This is a genomic window from Rhizobium sp. Leaf371 (assembly GCF_001424045.1).
GTDB lineage: Bacteria > Pseudomonadota > Alphaproteobacteria > Rhizobiales > Rhizobiaceae > Ferranicluibacter.
The window spans coordinates 637,328-657,855 of record NZ_LMQB01000001.1; the positions used below are offsets into that span (position 1 = coordinate 637,328).

Below are 20,528 nucleotides of genomic sequence, written 5' to 3' on the forward strand. Positions count from 1 at the left end.
CTGTTTGGCGCACAGGAATTGCGCCATAGAAGAATTTCATGCAATATTTCGGCGCCGGATCCTGTGGAGGCGCCTGAATGCTGGATGATCGTGACCGAAAACTGCTCGGCTTGTTGCAGGAGGATGCCGACCAGTCCGTGACCGTGCTGGCGGAGAAAATCAGCCTGTCGCTCTCGGCCTGCTCGCGTCGCATCCAGCGGCTGGAGGAGGCGGGCTATATTGCGCGCCGCATCGCGGTGCTCGATCGCGACCGCATCGGCGTGCCGACGACGGTGTTTGCGTTGATCAAGACGACCCAGCATTCCGATGACTGGATCGACGGGTTTCGCCGGATCATTCGCGACATTCCCGAGATCGTGGAGGTGCACCGCCTGACCGGCAACTACGATTACATCCTGAAGATCGTGCTGCCGCGCGTCGAGCACTACGACGTCATCTACAAGCAGATCGTGCGCAAAACCGAGCTCTTCGACGTCTCCGCGTCGATCTCCATGGAGGTCTTGAAAAGCGGGGCCGCATTTCCGGTCGATTACGCCGTGTAATTTTTCTTTCTCGGCACGGTGAGGGGGCATATCTCCGTTGCCTCGGACAGGGCACCGTCGCGCCTTTTGGTTCACGCAAGAATTTTCCACCTCGCCGGGTTGACCGCCTGACCCACATTCGGCATAAGAAGAACCGTACCGTACGGTACTAACCTGGAGGTTCTCGTCGTGTCGTCCCTGTCCACCCAGCCGGAATTTTCGCCGCGCCAGAACGCCGTTCTGGATAGCGCGTTGCGGCTGCTGGTCGATGGCGGCGAGCGGGCGCTGACGACGGCGGGCGTCGCACGGGCGGCGAACTGCTCCAAGGAAAGCCTCTACAAATGGTTCGGCGATCGAGACGGCATTCTGTCGGCGATGATCGGTTATCAGGCGAGCAAGGTGCGCACGCTGGAAGAGCGGGCGGAAACGCTGACCGGAGAGAGCCTGCGGGCACATCTCGTGGTTTTCGCGCGCGATCTGCTCGACGTTCTCAGCGGCGACGTTTCGCTGGCGCTGAACCGCCTTGCGATCGGACAGGCGAGCCGCGACGGCTCGCATCTCGGGCAGATGCTGCAGGAGCGCGGTCGTCGCCAGATCGGCAAGCGGGCCGGAGGGTTGCTGGATGCCGGCCGCAGGGCAGGGCTCCTGCGGTTCGACAATGGCGAGGAGGCCTATGGCGTTCTCTACGGGCTCATCGTCACCGACCTGCATCTTCGCATGCTGCTCGGCGAGGACGTGAAACCGACACAGCAGGATTTCAGCCGCAGGGCGGAGCGGGCGGTCGACGCCTTCCTCGATCTCTACGGCACGAAAAGACAAACGGCCAAGCCCTGAAGGCGGCCGAGATTTCAACAAGGGAAGGATACATTCCATGCGCGTCTATTACGATCGTGATGCCGATCTCAATCTCATCAAGTCCAAGAACGTCGTCATCGTCGGCTATGGCAGCCAGGGTCGCGCCCACGCGCTGAACCTCAAGGACAGCGGCGCCACCAATGTCGTCATCGCGCTCAAGGCCGGCTCCCCGACCATCAAGAAGGCCGAAGCCGACGGCTTCAAGGTCATGACCGTCGCCGAAGCCGCCAAGTGGGGCGACCTCCTGATGATGGCGACGCCGGACGAGCTTCAGGCCGACATCTACAAGGCCGACATCGCCGGCAACATCCGTGACGGCGCAGCCATCGCGTTCGCACACGGCCTCAACGTCCATTTCGGCCTCATCGAGCCGAAGGAGACGCTCGACGTCGTCATGATCGCGCCGAAGGGCCCGGGCCACACGGTGCGCGGCGAATACCAGAAGGGCGGCGGCGTTCCCTGCCTCGTTGCCGTCGACAAGGACGCTTCGGGCAACGCGCTCGATCTTGCGCTGTCCTACGCCTGCGGCGTCGGCGGCGGCCGTTCGGGCATCATCGAGACGAACTTCAAGGAAGAGTGCGAAACCGACCTCTTCGGCGAACAGGTCGTTCTCTGCGGCGGTCTGGTCGAGCTGATCCGCGCCGGCTTCGAAACGCTGGTTGAAGGCGGCTATGCGCCGGAGATGGCGTATTTCGAGTGCCTGCACGAAGTGAAGCTGATCGTCGACCTGATCTATGAAGGCGGCATCGCCAACATGAACTACTCGATCTCCAACACGGCCGAGTGGGGCGAATACGTCACGGGCCCGCGCATCATCACCTCGGAAACGAAGGCCGAGATGAAGCGCGTCCTGCACGACATCCAGACCGGCAAGTTCACCTCCGACTGGATGCAGGAATACCGTTCGGGCGCTGCGCGCTTCAAGGGTATCCGCCGCATGAACGACACCCACCAGATCGAGGAAGTCGGCGCCAAGCTGCGCGGCATGATGCCCTGGATCGCCAAGAACCAGCTGGTCGACAAGGCCCGCAACTAAGCCTCTTCCTTCATCGGAAACGGCGATGCCGGGCAGCCTTGCCCGGCATTTTCGTTCCCGCTGCCTGCACCTCCCGGAGACTGTTTTTGCAGCGCAAAATCGATTGTGCCTTGCAAAATAGATAATTATGGGTTGCATGATCGCGCGGTTGAGCGCACACTTTGCCTGTCTCGTTCCACATCGAGGAGGATAGTGTGATGACGACCGTGATGGAGTATTTCGCCTGGTTCGACTTTGCGATTCTCTGCGCCATCGGCGCCCTGATCGCGTGCAGCATGACATCTGGCAGCGCTTGAGGCCTGTCGGCTAGGCTGACATCCGGCGACAACGGGTTAGACGTCCCGTTGCCTCTGGAAAGAACACGCCGGGCATTCGTGCCCGGTGGTCCACGGTGTCTGCTGCCACGCGGTCCGCTCCTGCAAGCCCTTCCGCCATCGCTCTCCGCATGATCTGCAGCCTCTCTCTGGCCGCGTCGATCGATGCGGATTTTTTACGCTGATTTAGGTCAGCATTGTTGACTTATTCCACCTGCCGTGATGTGGTTCGGCAAAAGCATCATCGAGGAAATATCCATGCTGGACTGGGAATCCATTTTCGCAACGCGCTCGAGCCGTATGCGCGCGTCGGAAATCCGCGAACTTCTGAAGCTGCTCGATCGCCCCGACATCATCTCCTTTGCCGGCGGTATTCCGGACCCGGCGCTGTTTCCGGACGCGGAATTCAAGACCGCCTATGCCGACATCTTCTCCGGGCCGGCCGTCGGTGCCGCGCTCCAATATTCGGTGAGCGAAGGCTACCTTCCGCTGCGCGAATGGCTGGTCGGCGAGATGGCGAAAATCGGCATCCCCTGCGAAGCGGAAAACATTCTCATCACCTCGGGTTCGCAGCAGGCGCTCGATTATCTCGGCAAGCTGTTCCTGTCGCCGAACGATACGGCACTGGTCACATGGCCGACCTATCTCGGCGCGCTGCAGGCCTTCAATGCCTATGAGCCGAATTACGACCAGTTGACGCCCGGCGGCAACCGGACGCCGGCGGCCTATCAGGAGACGGCGGCCAAGGCCGGCGGTCGCGTCAAGTTCGCCTATCTCTCGGCGGACTTCTCCAACCCGACCGGCGAGACCGTGACGCGCAGCCAGCGCGAGGCGCTGATCGACATGGCCGACGAGATGGATATCGCCATCATCGAGGACGGCGCCTACCAGTCGTTGCGTTTCAACGGCGATGCGATCCCACCGATCCTCGCGCTTGAAATCGCCCGCAAGGGCGCCATCAACGAGACCCGCACCATCTATAGCGGCTCGTTCTCCAAGACGCTGGCACCCGGTCTCCGGGTCGGGTTCGTCGTGGCCGCCATGCCGGTCATTCGCAAGCTGGTCCTGATGAAACAGGCGGCCGACCTGCACTCCTCGACCATCAACCAGATGGCGATCTGCCATGTGGCCGAGCGCGGCTTCGACCGGCAGGTCGACAAGATCCGCTCCGTCTACAGCCAGCGCCGCGATGCGATGCTGAAGGCGCTGGAGACGCACATGCCTGACGGCGTCTCCTGGACGCGTCCGGAAGGCGGCATGTTCGTCTGGCTGACCTTGCCGGTCGGCATGGAGGGGGGGGCGCTTCTCGCGAAGTCGCTGGTCACCGCCAAGGTCGCGTTCGTGCCCGGAAAGGCGTTCTTCGCCGATGGATCGGGTGCCAACACGCTGCGTGTCAGCTTCTCCTGCGCCAATGAGACGATGATCGAGGAAGGCATTTCGCGCCTCGCCACGCTCATCCGCGGCGAAATCCTCGCCAAGGTCGCCTGATCGCCCTGATCATCTGGTAGACCTGATCGTCTGCAAGCCTTGCTCTATATATTCGCGTACCACTCTGTCATGAGGGTGGTACGCGGCTTCTCCGCGTGGTGAAAGCGAAGAGGACGATCGATGCAGGGCCAGAGCGATGCCACAAAAGCTTTTCTTTCCGAACTCGCAGGGCGCTTCCAGCTGAGCGAAAACGCCGTGACGGCGATGCTCGTCGCGGTGAAGCGCGGACACGGCACCATGGCCCAGTTCGATATCGCCGAGCTCGGCGGTCACGGGCAGTGGATGCGCGGCGGCATGACCATGGTTGGCGATATGTTCAATCACGGACTGAAGAACACGGTCGACAATCTTTGCAACAGTCTGGCCGAAGCCCTGTCGTCCGGGCGGATCGAGGTCGCCGGCGCCTCCACCGGCCAGCATGCCTGGTGGCCGCAATGGCTGGGCGTGCCCTCCAGCACCGGCGCGCAGAACGACAGCGCCTATGCCGTCTTTCCCTCCCAGCACTGCTTGGCCATCAAGGACGGCGACGGCGTGACGCTTTACGACACTGAGGACCATCTGATCTCGGGCGTCGGCCAGCAACAGGGCGTCGGGGGCTCGCAGACCTTCACCAGCCAGCGCGGCTCGTTTTCGGTGTCCAGCCTCCGCCGTCTCAACAATGGCGGCGACCTGCCCGGCGCGGAGCCGATGCCCGATCAAGCCACGAGCCACGCCGGGGCGGGCTACACCGCTGCACCGACCTCATCCGCGCCGGCCTCATCCGCGCCGATCTCATCCGCGCCGGCCTACCAGCCGGACGCCGCTGCCAGCGGATATGCGGCCGAAAGCTGGTCTGCCGCCCAGTCGGCGCCGCTCGCCGCGATCGATCCCGCGAAGACGTCTCTCGAGGAGCGTCTCGTGGACGCGGCAGAGGCTCGGCCACAGGCGCCCGCTCCGTCGTCCTCCGATGGCCTGCAGATCATCGCCTTGATCGAAAAGCTCGCGGCGCTGAAAACGGCGGGCATCCTGTCGGAAGAAGAGTTTTCGGCGAAGAAGGCCGAACTTCTCAAGCGTCTCTAGACGACGCCAGAACGGCGGCGGATATGCGATCCGTCGCCGTTCGATTTTCCGCTCACGCCTTGGCGATATGCGGGCCGAGCAGCGAGAGGTCGGCCTCGCCGAGGCGATCCGCTGCCGTCTGCATCTGGTGCCAGTAGGGGTAGAGGATGGGCGGGGCGCTGACCGTGTCCAGCCGGGTGCGCTCCTCAGCCGTGAGTTTGAGATCGGCGGCGGCGAGATTGTCGCGAAACTGCGCCTCCGTTCGCCCGCCGATGATGACCGACGTCACCGCCTTGCGGCCGATCAGCCAGGCCAGCGCCACCTGCGCGGCCGACACGCCGCGGCTCTCGGCGACCTCGATAAGCACGTCCACGATCGCCCAGAGGCGGTCCACGTCGCGGATCGGTGGTTCTGTCCAGCCGGCGGCCTGTCGGCTGCCCTCCGGGGTGTGGTTTCGGCGATGCTTGCCGGACAGAAGCCCGCCGGCGATCGGGCTCCAGACGAGGACGCCCAGGCCCTGATCGATCGAGATCGGCAAGAGCTCGTATTCGGCCTCGCGGGCTTCCAGCGTGTAGTGGATCTGCTGGCTGACGAAGCGATGACGGTGATCGCTCGCACTGATGCCCATGGCCTTCATGATGTGCCAGCCCGAGAAATTGGAGCAGCCGATATAGCGCACCTTGCCGTGCTGCACGAGCGTGTCGAGCGCCGCCATCGTTTCCTCGAGCGGCGTCTGCCCGTCCCACTGGTGGACCTGATAGAGGTCGATCACATCCGTGTTCAGCCGCTTCAGGCTCGCCTCGCATTCGCGGATGAGATGGTGGCGCGAGAGGCCCTGATTGTTGATGCCGTCGCCCATCGGAAAGCGGGCCTTGGTCGCAACCAGCACGTCGTTCTTGCGCTTGCCGCCGAGGACCTCGCCGATGATCTCCTCCGAGGCGCCGGCGGAATAGGCATTGGCGGTGTCGATCAGGTTGACGCCGGCGTCCAGACACAGGTCGATCAGCCGTCGCGCCTCGTCCACACCCTGGCTGCCGACCATCGAGGCCCAGCCTTTTCCACCCATGGTCATCGTGCCCATGGTGATGGTGGAGACCTTGAGACCGGAGCGGCCGAGATTGCGGTATTCCATGCTGTTTCCTCCTGTTGATGCGTCGTGCCGCGGCAGATAGGGCGGTGCCGGTCGTCCGGAAATGCGGCGGCCGGCAGATGAGCACATGCTTGCGCGCATGGCTGCCTTCAGCGCTTGCCTCTCGGGCCAGCCCGTCTATGGTCGGGGACGAGACAGCGGATGCCTTCATGACCCTTCGACTTGCCACCTTCAACATCGAAAACCTCATGCGCCGGTTCGATTTTTCCGGCTTCCGCAACCCGTCCAAGCAGGATCGCGTGCTGCGGCTGTTCGATATCGGCAACGAGGCGGCTTATGAGCGTCTTGAGGAAGCGCGCACGATCACGCACGCCGACGATACCCGGCAGATGTCGGCGCTGGCGATTGCCGATTGCGACGCGGATATTCTCTGCCTGCAGGAGGCCGACGACATGGCCGCGCTGGAGGCGTTCGAATATGGCTATCTCTATCGGATGATGGGCAGCGGCTATCGCAAGAAGGTGCTGATCGAGGGGAATGACGGGCGTGGCATCGACGTGGCCGTGATGATGCGGGAGACGACGCGGGACGGCGAGGCGATCGTCTGCACCAGCGCAATCTCGCATGCCGCCCTGACCTATGCCGATCTCGGCCTGCACGATGCGGAGATCAAGCGGACGAACGTTCCGGAGGACCGAATTTTCCGGCGGGACTGCCTGCAACTCGAATTGACCATCGGCGGACGACCGCTGACCGTGTTCGTGGTGCATTTCAAATCGATGGGTCCGAACCGGGACGGCGTGGACGGCAGGTCGTCCACCATGCCGGTGCGGCGTGCGGAGGCGCTTGCCGTGCGGCGCATCGTCGAGAAGCGGTTTCCGGGCCAGACGCGGACGGCAAATTTCGCGATCTGCGGCGACATGAACGACTATCGCGAACGCATCGACGTGACGGGCGATCGGCGGAGCGGTTATGGTTTCGTCCCGGCCGTGGACGCATCCGCCGCGCTTGACGTGCTCGCGGCGGACGGCTTTGTTGAAAACGTCGTGCAGCGGCGGCCGGTGCTCGATCGCTGGACGCTGTTCCACAGCCGGGGTCCGGCCGAGCGCCATCTCTGCCAGCTCGATTACATCTGGCTGTCGCCCGCTCTTGCGGCCCGCAATCCGCATGCCGTGCCGGAGATCATCCGCGCCGGGCAACCTTACCGCACCGTTTTTCCGCCCGGGCAGGATGTCGAGCGATATCCCCGCATCGGCTGGGACCGGCCCAAGGCGTCGGATCACTGCCCCGTCGTGGTGGCGCTCGATGTCTGAGGTGCCGCATATTCCCCCGGCAGTCCCATCCGGGATCGCAGACGGTTGGCCCGGGGAGGGCGTCATCTTCCCGGTCACCGGCATCGACCTGCGCGTCCTGCCGGGCCCGCATCCCGTTATCGCGCAGCATGGACCTGACATTGCGCAGAACTGGGAGCGGGAGCATGCCGCCAATCCCGCGCTCTTCAATGGCGAGATGGTGCTGCAGCATCGCCTCACCGTTCGATCCGGAACCATCGTCGGCGAAGGCTATCTCGCGCCCTACGCGGCCTTCCTCTGGTGGCGTTCGGTCGCGCGTCCGGCCATTGCCTGCCATCTTGCCGCGGTGCCGGTGATCGAGACCTCGGACGGTGCCGTCATTGCCGTGCGGATGGGCGCGCATACCGCCAATCCCGGCAAGGTCTATTGCGCGGCCGGGTCCATCGACGCCTCCGATCTCGTGGAGGACGCGCGCGGTCTCGTGTGCGACGTGGCTGGCAACATGCGTCGCGAGGTTCTGGAGGAGACCGGATTGGATATCGGCGAGGCCGTGCCGGGGCCGTTTGAGGCGCTACAGATGAGCGGCTCCGCCACGCTGTTTCGCAGGCTTCGCTTCGCCGAAACATCGGCCTCCATCCTGTCGCGCATCGCGCGCCATGTGGAGACCGCCGAAGACGACGAGATCGACGGTGCGGTCGCGATCTTCGACGCCGATCCGCAGGCGCACAACTACCAGCCCTTCATGCGGGTGATTCTCGCGCACATCTTCGGAAGGCATCGATGACGATTTTGCCTTGCCCGCGGCGGAGCGCGAAGGCAAGGTCCGGTGGCGGCTGACCGTCAGAGGCGGTCGCAGGAATGGGAGAACGGATTTGGCACGCCGATACGCGATCTACGACGTCTTCACGAAGGAAAAGCTTCAGGGCAATCCGCTTGCCGTGGTGTTCGACGGCGACGGGCTTTCGAGCGAGGCGATGCAGGCGATTGCCGGCGAATTCAACCTTTCGGAGACGGTTTTCATCTGCCAGGCGGACAATCCAACATCAGCCGCGCGGTTGCGGATCTTTACCCCGGGCACCGAGCTTCCCTTTGCCGGACACCCGACCGTCGGCGCGGCCGTGGCCCTGGCGGAAGCGGCGCAGGCCGGCGAGGGCGTCAATCGCGATCTCGTGCATGTGCTGGAGGAGAATGTCGGTCCGGTGCGCTGCGCGGTGAAGCTGCGGCCGGGGGAGGCCGGCTTTGCGGAGTTCGACCTGCCGCGCAAATCCGTGCGGCTCGATGCCCGTTTCGATATCGGCCGGATCGCCGATGCCCTGAGTTTGAAGACGACGCAGATCGGGTTCGAAAACCACGTCCCCGCCCTCTGGAGCGCCGGCGTGCCCTTCGTGGCAATCCCCCTGCACGACCTCAAGGCCATGGCCGAGCTGGAGTTCGATGCGGCGCGATGGGAGCAGATCGCGCCCATGGCCGACGGGCGGCTGGCCAGCGCCTATCTCTATTGCCGCGGCGGCATCAATCATCATGCCCGTTTCCACACGCGCATGTTCGCGCCCGCCATGGGCGTCCACGAGGACCCCGCGACCGGGTCGGCGCTCGCCGCCTTCTCGGCGGCCATCCACTGTTTCGACCAGCTTCCGGAAGGGCATCATAGCTATCTCGTGGAGCAGGGCGTGGAAATGGGCCGTCCGTCCTACCTTCATCTTCATCTGGATATCGGCAATGGCGGCATCGTTGGGGCGCGGATCGGCGGGCAGGCGGTCAAGATCGCCGCCGGCGAACTTTATCTCTGATAAGTTCGCCCTTTCCACGAATTCCTATGCGGGGCAACTGGACAAGCCGTGCTAAGGCCTTTATACGCCGCGTCAGACAGCAGCGATGTCGTCTTCGTGGGTGATTAGCTCAGTTGGTAGAGCAGCTGACTCTTAATCAGCGGGTCGTAGGTTCGAACCCTACATCACCCACCAAATCCTTTCGGAATCCTGTTTTATCAATTGTTTATGGCCTGTGCCGATCTGGTGCAGGATGTCTGCGGCAGCGCAAATCTGCCATGGTAGTATATCGAGAAGGCAGGCTTCACCTTACATGCGAGCGGTGGAATCAGGCTTCGATCAGATCGACGCCCTCTTCCCGCAGACGGCGGGCGGTCAGCAGAACGTCGCGCAGATGGGCCGTCATGTTGTCTCCGGCGGCGATGACGTCGCCCGCCTCGATGGCGTCCACGATGGCGCGATGCTGCTGGAGCAGCAGTCTCAAATGCGACGGATCGGGCAGGTTGAGATACCGGACGCGGTCCACCTGAAGCTTGACGGACTGGATGATGCGCCAGCTTTTCGACAGGGAGGCCTCTTCGCAGAAACTGCGGTGGAAGGTCTCGTCGAGTTCGCGGAACTGATCGAGCGCCTCCGCGGCGACCGCCTTTTCCTGGTCGTAGAGGTTGCTCTTGATCTCGGTCAGGAAGTGCTTGGAGCAGCCGGCCGCGAGGCGCTTTGCGACTGCAACTTCAAGGCTTTTGCGGATGAACTGCGCTTCCTCGACATCACTGAGACGGATGGGGGCGACGAAGCTGCCGCGTTGCGGAAGGATGTCGATCAGCCCCTCGTCGGCGAGCCGGATCAGGGCCTCGCGAACGGGCGTGCGGCTGACGCCGAGCTGCAGCGAAAGCTCTTTCTCGCTCAGCGCTTCCATCGGCATCATGGCCAGCGTGATGATCGCCCGCCGGAGCTTCTCGTAGATTTGCGCAGTGATGGGAAGGCGGGGATTGATGGTCAAATCCAGCGCGGGTGCAAACGTGCCTGTCTCTTGAGCCGATATGTCTGCGACGCGCTTTGTCACCATTTCGGAAAACCCTATTTTTGTCATTCCTATTGTAATTGCATAGTTTCGGACGGATTTCCACGCCCTGCACCCCAATCGGGTGATATGGTAGTATATTAATTTGGAAAGGCGTCACCGCCGGGTGCTGGTAGTCCGCACGGCCGCCGACGCTTCCGTCGCCTCGAGCCTTAGCGAAGGGTGGCGATGAAATTTAAGTCCCGACTTTCATGTTAGCAAACTCTTCATCTAAAAGAGCGATTATACGTCACACTTTCAGGGGGAGCGTGACGTGGCTGGGCTTTTTACTTCGACATCCGACAAGGTCCTGGACGCGCTCGATCTTTCATTCGCCATCATCGAATTCGATCCCTCGGGGAAGATCCTGAAGGCGAACAAGAATTTCTGCGATCTCATGGGCTATGCCGAGCGTGAGATCGTCGGGCAGAACCACCGGATCTTCGTCGATACGGACTATGCCGCGAGCGGCGACTATGCCGCTTTCTGGAAGAAGCTCCGGGATGGCACCTTCGTCTGCAGCGAATTCATGCGCATTGCGAAGGATGGCTCCGAGATCTTTATCCGCGGCAATTACAACCCGATCAAGAACGCGTCCGGCAAGGTCGTGAAGGTCGTCAAATTCGCCAACGACATCACGGCGACGAAGCTTGCAGGCATGGATACCGGCGCCAAGATCGATGCGGTCTCGCGCGCTCAGGCGATGATCGAGTTCAAGCCGGACGGGACGATCATCACCGCCAACGACAATTTCCTGACGGCGCTCGGATACAGCCTCGGCGAAATCGCCGGCCGGCATCACAGCATGTTCGTCGATCCGGCGTACCGCGCGTCGGCCGCCTATACGGCGTTCTGGACAAAGCTGAACGCCGGCGAATTCGTGTCGGACGAGTTCATGCGGATCGGCAAGAACGGGCAGGCCGTCTTCATCCAGGCATCCTACAATCCGGTTTTCGATCTCAAAGGCCGGGTCATCAAGGTCGTGAAATTCGCAACCGATGTCACCGAGCGCGTCATGAACGTCGATCGCCTGGCGGACAGTCTCTCCAGGCTTGCCGAGGGCGATCTGAGCCAGCAGATCGAAAAGCCGTTCCTGCCGAGCCTCGACAAGCTGCGAACCGATTTCAACGCGGCCTGTCGCAAGCTTGAAACCGCCCTCAAGGCGGTCCGGACGAATGCGGAAGCGATCGCGTCGGGCGCAGACGAGGTGCGGACGTCGGCGGACGATCTCGCCCGCAGAACGGAACAGCAGGCCGCCTCCGTCGAGGAAACTGCGGCTGCGCTCGAACAGATCACCACAACGGTCAAGGGGTCCAGCAAGCGTGCCGAAGGTGCCGGCGTTCTCGTCGGTCGCGCCAAGGAAAGTGCCGATCACTCCGGCGATGTCGTGCGCGAAGCCATTTCGGCGATGGACAAGATCGACAATTCCTCCCGCGAGATCGCCAATATCATCGGCGTCATCGACCAGATCGCGTTCCAGACCAATCTTCTGGCACTGAATGCCGGTGTCGAGGCTGCGCGTGCCGGAGAGGCGGGCAAGGGCTTTGCCGTCGTCGCACACGAGGTGCGGGAACTGGCGCAGCGGTCCGCCGGTGCGGCCAAGGAGATCAAGGCGCTCATCACCACGTCGAGCGCGCATGTCGAGAGCGGCGTGTCGCTCGTCAGCAAGGCCGGCGAAGCGCTGCAGACGATTGCCGGCCATGTCCAGCACATCAACGAGGATATCAGGGCCATCGTCGAGGCGGCTCGGGAACAGTCGACCGCGCTCGGCGGGATCAACCAGGCCATCAATACGGTCGATCAGAGCACGCAGCAGAATGCGGCGATGGTCGAGCAACAGACGGCTGCGAGCCACGGCCTTGCCGAAGAAGCAAGCGCGCTCTTCCAGCTGCTGGAACAGTTCCGGTTCGACGACAAGAGTGCGCAGCGCGGAACCTCGACGCCGCGTGACGCCCGCAGCAGGTTCGCCGCCTGATTAAGCGGCGTTCCCCGACGCCTTCTCCATCTTCCAAAGGCTCCCTTCGCGATACCTGTCATTTCGACGCCAAAAATGTTGACAAAACAACAGATCATGGTCGAATAAAGATGACAACTTATTGCGGAGGCCGTCATCTTGCTGGTCATACTTGCCGACGATCTCACAGGCACGCTCGATGCCGCCGCGCCGTTTGCCGCGCGGGGCCTGACTGTCGAGGTCGCCCTCGTTCCCGCTGCTATCCCCGAGGCCCTGGCAGACAGCCCTGACGTCCTGTCGATCAACGTCCAGTCGCGCGAAGTCGGGGCGGAGGCTGCGCAGGGGGCGACGCGGACCATTCTGGCTGCCCTGCCTGCCGGAGTCGTGCTCTTCAAGAAGGTCGATTCGCGCCTGAAGGGCCATATCGCCGCCGAGCTCGACGTGACGCCCTTTCGCACTGCTTTGGTGGCGCCGGCGATCCCGGATTTCGGCCGCGTCGTCATGAACGGAGAGGTCCGGGGCTTCGGCGTCGATGTGCCGATCCCGATCGCCGACCGTCTCGGCGTCCATGCCGGGAAAGCGCGGATTCCGGAGACCGCCGATATGGCCGGGATGGCGGCGCAGCTCGATGCGGCGCTGGCGGAGGGCGTCGATCTCCTGGTTGGTGCGCGCGGACTGGCCGAGGCCCTGGCCATGCGCATGACCGGACACGTGCCGGCGCGGGCCGCGACGATCCCGGCCGGACCCGGCCTCTTCGTCATCGGCTCGCGTGATCCGATCACGCTTGCACAGATCGACCATCTCCGCGCCCGCCATGCACCGGCCTATCGCGCGGCGCCCAATGGACGCCCGGCCTCCCGAGGCGTCGAGGGCGCGTTCCTCACGCTCGTTCAGGCCGTGCCCGGCGAGCAGGACATTTCGTCCGCTGACGTGGCGCTGCATCTGGCCGCCGGCGTCTTTCCGGAGTTGATGCCGGCGTCTGCCACGCTGGTGCTTTCGGGCGGGGCGACGGCGGAAGCGGTTCTGGCGCGGATGGGGATCCATCGGTTCCGCCTGCTCGGCGAATGCCTGCCGGGGCTTGGCGTTGCTTTTGCGAACGGGCATTGCATTATCGCGAAATCCGGCGGTTTCGGCGGCGCGGAAACTCTAAGCGAGATCGCGGCCCAGATGCTTCGCGACGGGGGTTGAGGAATGGGACTGGAAGCGGGAACGACACGCAAGAGCCTCGGCGACGTCGTCTTCGAGCGGATGCACCGTGCCATCAAGTCGGGCGCCTACCAGCCGGACGAGCGCCTGCCGACGGAGCATGATCTGGCGGCGGAGTTCGAAGTGTCCCGGCCGATCATCCGCGAGGCGCTGCGGCGGCTGCGGGAGCAGGGCCTGATCTATTCGCGCCGGGGTGCGGGAAGCTTCGTGCGGGCGCTGGGGTTGAAGGAGCCGCTCGGGTTCGGGCAGCTCGAAAACGTCGCCGATCTCTTGAACTGCTACGAGTTTCGCCTGACGCTCGAGCCGGCGGCGGCGAGTGCGGCTGCCGCGCGGCACACGGAGGCGAGCCTGACGGCCATCCGTCAGGCTCTCGAATTGATGCGGGACGCCACCAACCGGCAGTCCCATCGCGTCGATGCGGATTTCGAGTTCCATCTCGCGATCGCCCGCGCGGCGCGCAATTCCTATTTCTCGACCGCCATGGAGGCCCTGAAGGAGCATATCGCCGTGGGCATGAAATTCCACGGCGCCTCGGTCAAGCGCGACAGCGCCGGGCTTGCCCGCGTGTTCGGCGAGCACGAGGCGATCGCCAAGGCGATCGCGTCCGGCGATGGTCCGCTTGCGGGCGAGTTGATGCGGGAGCATCTGACCGGGTCGCGCGAGCGGCTGTTTCCGAACTGACGCCAGACAAGTCTTGATCTTCGGTCACAGGTTCGCCCCCGAAATCGACGCCGATGTCAGGGGCTATGTCGGGGGCGATATCTGGGCGTCGCGCTCCGTGGCCGGTCAGTAGGCGGCGCGGTAGATCGCCAGGACATCCTCGACGCTCATGTCGATCGGATTGTTGTCCATCAGGCGGCGGTTGGCATGGGCGTCGGATGCGTAGATCGGCAGATCCGCCTCCGTGGCGCCGTGCGCGCGCAGCGACATCTCGATGCCGAGATTGCGACAGAAGATGTGCGCCTGACGCAGGAGGTCGTCCTGCGACAGCCGTTCGCCCGCGCCGAGGCCGAGGGCTTGCGCGACCTCCGCGGATTTCTCGGCTGCGACCGGCTGGTTGAAGGCGAGGACCTGCGGGAAGATGATGGCGTTCGCCAGACCGTGCGGCAGGCGGAGCCGGGTTCCGAGCGGATAGGCGATGGCATGACCGGCGGCGGTGTTGACTGGCCCGAGGCAGATGCCGCCGTAATAGGAGGCGAGCATCATGCCCTCGCGGGCTTCGGTATCCGTGCCGTCGCGCACGGCGCGGGCGAGGAACCGTCCGACGAGGCCGAAACCCATGCGGGCGAAGCCGTCGATCATTGGATGGGCGCGGCGGTTGGTGAAGGCCTCGACGCAGTGCGCCATGGCATCGACGCCGGTGGCAGCCGTCACGGCCGGTGGTACGGAGTAGGTGAGTTCCGGATCGAGCACGGCGACATCGGCGATCAGATGCGGGCTTTCCACCGCGATCTTGTTGCCCTTCTCCGGGTCGGTGATCAGCGAGCGGATGCCGGCTTCCGATCCCGTGCCGGCGGTGGTCGCGACCTGCACGAGGCGCGTGCGGCGTCCGGCGACTTTGTTCGGCCCGGCAACATCGGCGAGCGTCTGGTCGCCATCCCAGAGCGCGGCCACGAGCTTGGCGACGTCGAGAACCGAGCCGCCGCCGAGGCCGACGATCAAATCCGGACGGCAGCTGCGCGCAGCCTCGATCGCGGCGTTCAGCGTGGCGATATCGGGCTCGCCGGGAATGGCGTCGAAAACAGTGATGCGGCCCTTCAGTTGCAGCCGGTCGATGAAACCGGCGGTGATCGGGGTGGCGATGACCAGCACGGAGGCCGCATCCGCGGCCCAGCCGCCGACCTCGCGAATGGTGCCGGCGCCGACGATGAGGCGGCGCGGCTGGTGAAGGGTGATGGGAGCGATCGCCATGGCGGTCATCCTTGCTGTGCGGGGTCGGCGCGGCCGGCCACGAGCTTGCGGGCATAGGCGATGGCTTCGTTCATGTTGCCATGATTGGCGATGCCCTTGCCGGCGATGTCGAAGGCGGTGCCGTGATCGACCGAGGTGCGGTCGATCGGCAGATCGACGGAGACGTTGACGGCGGTGTCGAAGGCCACGAGCTTGATCGGGATGTGCCCCTGATCGTGGTACTGCGCGACGATGAGATCGAAGGCGCCGGTGTAGGCGCGGTGGAAGACGGTATCGGCCGAGATCGGGCCGTGCGCATCGATGCCCTCGGCACGCGCCGCGACGACGGCGGGGCCGATCTGGTCGTCGTCCTCGGTGCCGAACAGGCCGTTTTCGCCGCAATGCGGATTGATGCCGGCAATGGCGATGCGGGGTGCGGCATAGCCGATGCGCTTCAGATGCGCGTCGCCCGCGCGGATGGTGGCGAGAACACGCTCCGTCGTCGCCCGCTGGATGGCTTCCTTCAGCGAGACGTGGGTGGAAACATGAATGACCTTCAGCTTCTCGGAGGCGAGCAGCATATAGGCGGCCTTCGATCCTGTCAGGCTGCGCAGCATGCCGGTATGGCCGTCATAATGATGGCCGGCAAGGTTCAGCGCTTCCTTGTTGATCGGCGCGGTGACGATGCAGCCGATGGTCTTTGCCTCCGCATCGCGCACGGCCTTTTCGATGAAGCGGAAGGCGGCGTCGCCCGCGACCGGGCTCAACTGTCCCCAGGCGAGCGGCGCGCCCTCGATCGGCAGGTCGACGACATGGGGTGCGAGATCGATATCGAGCCCCAGCGCATCGCGCGCGGCCTCCAGCGTCGGCAGGTTGCCGTAGATGCGGGTGCGGTCCCGGTCTTCCTTCGACATGTCGAGAAGGGCGCGGACGGAAATCTCCGGACCGACGCCGCAGGGGTCGCCCATAGTGATGCCGATGATGTTGCTCATGAAACTCTCCGTCCAGCCGCACTGTCCCAGCCGGGAGCCAGGCGGACATGTTTGATCGCGCGACGATGATAGGTGTAGGCGAGATGCAGCGTCCCGTCCGGCTCTTCGAGCAGCCAGGGATAGGACATCTCCTTGTTGCGGCCGTCGATGGAATCGTTCGAGAGGCACGTGCCCGGTCCCGCTTCGATGACGATCCTTTCCGGGAAGGTCAGGCCGTCATCGCTCGACAGGCACAATGCCACCGGTGCGCGGGGCACGCCCCAGATCGGCACGCAGCCGCCGGTCGGGTCCGCGTCCGGCCGGTCGTCGGATTCGCCAAGCTCGTCATAGAGCGATGCACGGCGTTCCGGCGATTGCTCCGCATTGATAGGGTTGCAGATGATGGCGAGCCGGCCATCGCGCAGGCGGGTGGCGGCGATGGAGGAATTGTTGTTCGGCACATCGGTCGGGGCCGGCGGCGACCATGTGCGGCCACCGTCCACCGTTTCCGTGCGGTAGATGAAATCCGCCTGGCGACGGCGGAAGAAGGCGGCGTAGCGATTTTCTCCCAGAATGACGGGCCCGAGATGGACGCAGCCGATGGAGGCGTCGATATCCTGCAGGCGCCAGGTGCCCCCGCCATCTTCCGAGATCGCGACGGCTCCGGTGTCGTGACTGCCGTTCCATTTCTGGTTCGGCCGCTGGATGCAGCGGAAGATCGGCAGCAGCCAGGCGCCGTCCGTTCTGACGACGATGCCGGCGCGCACGAAGCAGCCGCGGGGCAGGTCGAGATAGCGTCCGCCCGGTGCGCTCAGACCATGCGGGTCGGTTTCGTCGCGCAGAACCTCGACCATGCGGATGCGGCATTCGTCCTGGTTTCCGGAGGGCTGCGAGGTGTGGAACAACCAGAGCCTGCCGTCCGGCGCGGCGAAGAACATCGGGTTCTGTTCGGAATGGGCGGGGTCGTTGCTCAGTTGCTGGGGCGGGCCCCATTGCGATGCGCCCTTCTGAAGGACGCAGGCAAAGATGGAAATGTCCGACTTGCCTTCCAGCGTTCCGCCGAACCAGGCGCAGACGAGCGCGCCGTCTGCAAGCCTGTGCAGGAAGGCGGCGTGATTCTGGATCATCGGCGAGGAGAGCAGGGCTTCCTCCCGTCCTGAGGCCACGGACGCAAGGGCTCCGCTCATGCCGCGGGCGATTTCTTCGGGATTCATCTTGTCCTCCATCGCCTCAAAAGCCATGGAAATTTTTGAGTTGTCAAGTTTTACGATGTTAGTGCGCGTTGATTTCGATATGTTCTAAAATACCATAATACTGTAATTGCTGTTTATTTTTGAAATTAATTTTTTGATCGAAATGACATTCGAAATTAATTTGACAAAGTCGTGGTGAGGTCCGATGGTATGGGCAGCCTTAGCGGGAGGATGCTCGGGACGAGGATCATCGCCGACCGGACGTTTGGAGCGGCAGCGCGACACCCGTGCCTTGAGAGGCCGGCGTCGCGATCAATGGATAAAAGGGAGGAGACTATCGTGAAGAAAACACTGATTCTCGGCGCGCTGATGTTGTGCACCGCCTTGACGCCGGCATTTGCCGCGTCCGGCCCGATCAAGATCGTGCTGGCCGAAGAGGCCGACCTGCTGGAACCCTGCATGGCGACCCGCTCGAATATCGGCCGCGTCATCATGCAGAATGTCAGCGAGACGCTGACCGAGCTCGACGTTCGCGGCCAGCAGGGCATCAAGCCGCGTCTGGCGGAGAAGTGGGAGCAGAACGCGGACGGCTCGTGGCGCTTTCACCTGCGCCAGGGCGTGAAGTTTTCGGACGGCACCGCCTTCGATGCCAAGGATGTGAAGCACAGCTTCGACCGCATCATGAGCGACAAGAACGCCTGCGAATCCCGCCGCTACTTCGGCGGCATGAAGATCGAGGCGAAGATCGTCGACGAGAACACGGTCGATTTTACCGCCGATCCGGTCCAGCCGATCCTGCCGCTCCTGATGTCGCTCGTCACCATCGTTCCCGAGGAGACGCCGCTCGAGTTCATCCGCGAGCCGGTCGGCACCGGGCCCTACAAGCTCTCTAACTGGACGCCGGGCCAGCAGATCGTGCTGACCGCGCGCGACGACTACTGGGGTGCGAAGCCCGACGTCACCGAGGCGACCTATCTGTTCCGTGCCGATCCCTCCGTCCGCGCCGCCATGGTGCAGGCCGGCGAGGCGGACCTTGCGCCGTCGATCTCGCAGCTCGAAGCGACGAATGCCGCAACCGACCTGTCCTATCTCGACAGCGAGACCGTCTATCTCCGCATCGACCACAATATCCCGCCGCTCTCCGACGTTCGCGTCCGCCGCGCGCTCAACATCGCCATCGATCGGCAGGCGTTCCTCGGCACCCTTGTTCCGGAAAGTGCGGTTCTCGCCACGGCCATCGTGCCGCCGACGACGCTCGGCTGGAACCCGGATGTCAAGCAGTTCCCGTTCGATCCGGACGGCGCCAAGAAGCTTCTCGCCGAAGCCAAGGCTGACGGCGTGCCGGTCGAGACCCCGATCGAGATCATCGCCCGCTCGGCAAACTTCCCGAACGTCACGGAAATCATGGAAGCCATCCAGGGTCAGCTTCAGGATGTCGGCTTCAAGATCAACCTGAAGTTCGTCGAGGTGGCCGAACACGAACAGTACTATTCCAAGCCTTTCAAGGAAGGCCGTGGACCGCAGATCGTCGCCGCGATGCACGACAATTCGAAGGGCGATCCGTCGTTCTCGATGTTCTTCAAATACGCGACCGAGGGCACGCAGTCCGGCTTCTCGGACCCGAAGGTCGATGACCTGATCAAGCGCGCGTCCGCGGCCGTCGGCGACGAGCGTGCCAAGCTCTGGTCCGAGGTGATCGCCTACTTGCATGACGATGTGGTGGCCGACGTGCTGCTCTTCCACATGGTCGGCTTTGCCCGGGTTTCCGAGCGTCTAGAATTCACGCCGACGATCGCCACGAACTCGACGCTCCAGCTGTCCGAGATCAAGATCAAATAAGACACCGTTGCGGGCGCTCCGGCGCCCGCAGCCGAGGTTGCGGCGGCGGCGGGATGATCCCGCCGCCCTTGCCGCAGGACTTACTGGCGAGGATGCCATGCTCAGCTTCATTCGAAAACGCGCCGTCGCCAGCCTGATCTCCCTCGTCGGATTGATCGTGATGGTGTTCTTCCTGTCGCGCCTGACAGGCGATCCCGCGGCCCTCTTTCTCCCCGTCGAAGCATCCGCCGAGCTGAAGCAGCAATTCCGCGAGCTGCATGGCCTCAACGATCCCCTGCTGGTGCAGTTTGCCAACTATGTCGGCGATGTCGTCACCGGCGATTTCGGCGAATCGCTGCGCAAGGCGCGCCCCGCACTCGACGTTGTGCTCGAAGCCTTCGTCTGGACGCTGTGGCTGGCCACCATCACCATGACTCTCGTCACCGGCGCGGCCATCCTCGTCGGCTCGCTTGCCGCGTTCCGGGCGGGCGGTTTTTTCGACCGGTTCTCCTCGGTCGTCTCTCTCATCGGCGCGTCGGTGCCGGATTTCTGGCTGGCGATCGTCGCCATCGTCGTCTTCTCGGTCAATCTCGCCTGGCTGCCGACGTCGGGCACCGGCTCGATCTGGCACTGGATCCTGCCGATCTGCGTGCTGTTCGTGCGCCCTTTCGGCATCATCGTGCAGATCGTGCGTGGCTCGATGATCGGCGCGCTGTCGTCCGCCTATGTCAAGACGGCGCGGGCCAAGGGCGTGAAGTCGGGCCCGATCATCTTCATCCACGCGCTGCGCAACGCCATGCTGCCGATCATCACGGTCATCGGCGATCAGGCGGCGAGCCTCTTGAACGGCGCGGTGATCGTCGAGACGATCTTCGGCTTTCCCGGGGTCGGCAAGCTGATGATCGACAGCATCCTGCAGCGGGACTTCAACGTCGTGCTCGCTGCGATCCTCGTGACCGCGCTCGCGATCTTCCTCATGAACCTGTTGATCGACCTCGCTTACGCGCTGCTCGATCCGCGCATCCGGCATTGA

Annotated in this window: 18 protein-coding genes and 1 tRNA gene; 14 read left to right on the plus strand and 5 right to left on the minus strand. The window is 63.7% G+C overall.

Annotated features, from left to right (window positions below; genetic code table 11):
• The first annotated feature begins 77 nt into the window (after nt 1-77).
• From ASG39_RS02805 to ASG39_RS02825, 5 genes are all read left to right on the plus strand, one after another.
• Nucleotides 78-542, plus strand: a complete 465-nt coding sequence (locus ASG39_RS02805) for an Lrp/AsnC family transcriptional regulator (RefSeq protein ID WP_062592571.1) — start codon at nt 78-80, stop codon at nt 540-542.
• Between the two features lie 168 nt (nt 543-710).
• On the plus strand, nt 711-1,355 hold the full coding sequence (locus ASG39_RS02810; RefSeq protein WP_244481102.1) for a TetR/AcrR family transcriptional regulator C-terminal domain-containing protein: 645 nt from the start codon (nt 711-713) through the stop codon (nt 1,353-1,355).
• 37 nt (nt 1,356-1,392) lie between these two features.
• The gene (ilvC, locus tag ASG39_RS02815; RefSeq protein WP_062592575.1) at nt 1,393-2,412 is read left to right on the plus strand and encodes a ketol-acid reductoisomerase; all 1,020 of its coding nucleotides are present in this window, start codon (nt 1,393-1,395) and stop codon (nt 2,410-2,412) included.
• A gap of 572 nt (nt 2,413-2,984) precedes the next feature.
• Nucleotides 2,985-4,214, plus strand: coding sequence for a PLP-dependent aminotransferase family protein (locus ASG39_RS02820; RefSeq protein ID WP_062593370.1), 1,230 nt, complete (start codon nt 2,985-2,987; stop codon nt 4,212-4,214).
• A 120-nt stretch (nt 4,215-4,334) separates the two neighbouring features.
• On the plus strand, nt 4,335-5,273 hold the full coding sequence (locus tag ASG39_RS02825; RefSeq protein WP_062592577.1) for an SHOCT domain-containing protein: 939 nt from the start codon (nt 4,335-4,337) through the stop codon (nt 5,271-5,273).
• A 52-nt stretch (nt 5,274-5,325) separates the two neighbouring features.
• Here ASG39_RS02825 and ASG39_RS02830 read toward each other — a convergent pair whose 3' ends face one another.
• A complete protein-coding gene (locus ASG39_RS02830; protein ID WP_062592579.1) occupies nt 5,326-6,384 on the minus strand; it encodes an aldo/keto reductase in 1,059 nt (352 codons plus the stop codon).
• A 167-nt stretch (nt 6,385-6,551) separates the two neighbouring features.
• Here ASG39_RS02830 and ASG39_RS02835 point away from each other — a divergent pair, with 167 nt between their 5' ends.
• From ASG39_RS02835 to ASG39_RS02850, 4 genes are all read left to right on the plus strand, one after another.
• The gene (locus ASG39_RS02835) at nt 6,552-7,655 is read left to right on the plus strand and encodes an endonuclease/exonuclease/phosphatase family protein (RefSeq protein ID WP_062593372.1); all 1,104 of its coding nucleotides are present in this window, start codon (nt 6,552-6,554) and stop codon (nt 7,653-7,655) included.
• Nucleotides 7,648-8,418 carry an NUDIX hydrolase gene (locus ASG39_RS02840; protein ID WP_062592581.1) on the plus strand — a complete coding sequence of 257 codons (771 nt, stop codon included), beginning with the start codon at nt 7,648-7,650 and terminating at the stop codon, nt 8,416-8,418. The genes ASG39_RS02835 and ASG39_RS02840 overlap by 8 nt, the downstream gene beginning before the upstream one ends.
• 88 nt (nt 8,419-8,506) lie before the next feature.
• A complete protein-coding gene (locus ASG39_RS02845) occupies nt 8,507-9,424 on the plus strand; it encodes a PhzF family phenazine biosynthesis protein (RefSeq protein WP_062592583.1) in 918 nt (305 codons plus the stop codon).
• 98 nt (nt 9,425-9,522) lie between these two features.
• Nucleotides 9,523-9,598 (plus strand) — tRNA-Lys (locus ASG39_RS02850).
• 133 nt (nt 9,599-9,731) lie between these two features.
• Here the strand turns inward: ASG39_RS02850 and ASG39_RS02855 are convergent.
• Nucleotides 9,732-10,403: a GntR family transcriptional regulator gene (locus ASG39_RS02855; protein WP_244481103.1), complete on the minus strand. Its 672-nt coding sequence runs from the start codon at nt 10,401-10,403 to the stop codon at nt 9,732-9,734.
• Nucleotides 10,404-10,737: 334 nt separating this feature from the next.
• On the opposite strand from ASG39_RS02855, the gene ASG39_RS02860 reads away from it, so the two are divergent.
• The 3 genes from ASG39_RS02860 (at nt 10,738) to ASG39_RS02870 (ending at nt 14,304) form a co-directional block, all read left to right on the plus strand.
• Complete coding sequence (locus ASG39_RS02860; protein ID WP_062592588.1) at nt 10,738-12,438, plus strand: PAS domain-containing methyl-accepting chemotaxis protein; 1,701 nt, start codon at nt 10,738-10,740, stop codon at nt 12,436-12,438.
• Between the two features lie 138 nt (nt 12,439-12,576).
• On the plus strand, nt 12,577-13,605 hold the full coding sequence (locus ASG39_RS02865; protein WP_062592591.1) for a four-carbon acid sugar kinase family protein: 1,029 nt from the start codon (nt 12,577-12,579) through the stop codon (nt 13,603-13,605).
• A gap of 3 nt (nt 13,606-13,608) precedes the next feature.
• A complete protein-coding gene (locus ASG39_RS02870) occupies nt 13,609-14,304 on the plus strand; it encodes a FadR/GntR family transcriptional regulator (RefSeq protein WP_062592593.1) in 696 nt (231 codons plus the stop codon).
• A gap of 105 nt (nt 14,305-14,409) precedes the next feature.
• On the opposite strand, the gene ASG39_RS02875 is transcribed toward ASG39_RS02870, so the two are convergent.
• Genes ASG39_RS02875 through ASG39_RS02885 form a run of 3 tightly spaced genes read right to left on the minus strand, consistent with a single transcriptional unit; the run spans nt 14,410 to nt 17,698 of the window.
• Nucleotides 14,410-15,543, minus strand: a complete 1,134-nt coding sequence (locus ASG39_RS02875) for an iron-containing alcohol dehydrogenase (RefSeq protein WP_062592595.1) — start codon at nt 15,541-15,543, stop codon at nt 14,410-14,412.
• Nucleotides 15,540-16,505, minus strand: a complete 966-nt coding sequence (pdxA, locus tag ASG39_RS02880; RefSeq protein WP_062592597.1) for a 4-hydroxythreonine-4-phosphate dehydrogenase PdxA — start codon at nt 16,503-16,505, stop codon at nt 15,540-15,542. Before pdxA ends, ASG39_RS02875 begins: the two co-directional genes overlap by 4 nt.
• Nucleotides 16,502-17,698 carry an exo-alpha-sialidase gene (locus tag ASG39_RS02885; protein WP_062593374.1) on the minus strand — a complete coding sequence of 399 codons (1,197 nt, stop codon included), beginning with the start codon at nt 17,696-17,698 and terminating at the stop codon, nt 16,502-16,504. Before ASG39_RS02885 ends, pdxA begins: the two co-directional genes overlap by 4 nt.
• Before the next feature lie 318 nt (nt 17,699-18,016).
• Here ASG39_RS02885 and ASG39_RS02890 point away from each other — a divergent pair, with 318 nt between their 5' ends.
• Together ASG39_RS02890 and ASG39_RS02895 are read left to right on the plus strand one after the other, a co-directional pair.
• Entirely contained in the window at nt 18,017-19,516 is a 1,500-nt protein-coding gene (locus ASG39_RS02890) for an ABC transporter substrate-binding protein (protein WP_062592599.1), read from the plus strand.
• 97 nt (nt 19,517-19,613) lie between these two features.
• Nucleotides 19,614-20,528: an ABC transporter permease gene (locus tag ASG39_RS02895; protein ID WP_062592600.1), complete on the plus strand. Its 915-nt coding sequence runs from the start codon at nt 19,614-19,616 to the stop codon at nt 20,526-20,528.